The organism is Klebsiella sp. HMSC25G12 (assembly GCF_001807705.1).
GTDB lineage: Bacteria > Pseudomonadota > Gammaproteobacteria > Enterobacterales > Enterobacteriaceae > Klebsiella > Klebsiella variicola.
This window is the reverse complement of the sequence record NZ_KV789822.1, coordinates 1-1,104: the sequence shown is the minus strand read 5'-3', so window position 1 is coordinate 1,104 and position 1,104 is coordinate 1. Positions and strand designations below refer to the sequence as shown.

Here is a 1,104-nt window from a genome sequence, read left to right as displayed (position 1 = left end):
GGTCGTCGAGCCACACTCCGCTAACCGCGAAAAGACGCGGTAAGCTCCGCCGAACCCGCTGCGCGGTTTCGGGCCTGACGGCTAGTGTCTGATGTCTGAGGTCAACGGCAGCGCTTGCTGCGACCGTTCCGGCCGCGCCGCTTTCACCGTGCCGTCGATACACCTGCCGGCACTCTGCAGGGCAACGCCGTTTCGCGCCCGCGCGTTCCGTCGTTGCGGCGGGTGCCTGCTCCTTTCCCCTGGTACCCGTATCACCCTTTTGAGTCCATTCGCCCGGGCTGACATAGCCACAACCTGTCGCATTGGCTGTCCAGGGTGTAATGAACAGTCCACAAAACTTTTTGCATGGAACCGCAAAAACTTTTGTGTCCTGCCCCGGACAGATGCGTCAGGCCGTGGCGTCTTTGCCCTTGCGGCGAACGGCTCTCAAACGGGTGAAGGTTATATCCAGGGGCTGGTTCAGCAGGTCCCCGCACAAAGTCAAAACCGCGGCCCCGGCAACTCAACGGGTGATGGTTTTTAAAGGCAAAACAACAGAGTAAGGAGATTCATCATGGCAGCACGTGGCGTTAATAAAGTCATTCTGGTCGGACATCTGGGACAGGACCCGGACGTGCGTTATATGCCCAACGGCGGCGCAGTGGCAAGCCTGACGCTGGCCACGTCCGAAACATGGCGTGATAAGCAGACGGGAGAGATGCGCGAAAACACCGAATGGCACCGTGTTGTCATGTTCGGCAAGCTCGCGGAAGTGGCGGGCGAATACCTGCGTAAAGGCGCACAGGTCTACATCGAGGGCCAGCTGCGCACCCGCAACTGGCAGGACGATGCCGGAGTCACGCGCTACGTCACCGAGGTGCTGGTCGGCCAGAACGGCACCCTGCAGATGCTCGGCGGCCGCCGTGAATCCGGTGAGCCTGAGAGCGCCGCGCCGCAGAGTCCTGCCACCCCGGCACAACCTGCTCAGGCCCCGGCTAAATCCCCGAAAGCGAAGGGCGGTAAGAAAGGCCGTCAGGATGCGGCTCCGTCTCAGCAACCGCCTCAGCCACTCCCGGATGATTTCCCACCAATGGATGACGATGCGCCCTTTTAAACCATGATGAA

Annotated in this window: 1 protein-coding gene; it reads left to right on the top strand. The window is 61.0% G+C overall.

Going from position 1 to position 1,104, the window contains the following annotated elements:
• The first annotated feature begins 553 nt into the window (after positions 1-553).
• Complete coding sequence (gene ssb, locus HMPREF3096_RS04765; RefSeq protein ID WP_070544321.1) at positions 554-1,093, top strand: single-stranded DNA-binding protein; 540 nt, start codon at positions 554-556, stop codon at positions 1,091-1,093.
• The last annotated feature ends 11 nt before the right edge of the window (positions 1,094-1,104 follow it).

Excerpts from the sequence above, each read along its gene's own strand:
- ssb (WP_070544321.1), top strand. The coding sequence starts at position 554 with ATGGCAGCACGTGGCGTTAATAAAGTCATTCTGGTCGGACATCTGGGA.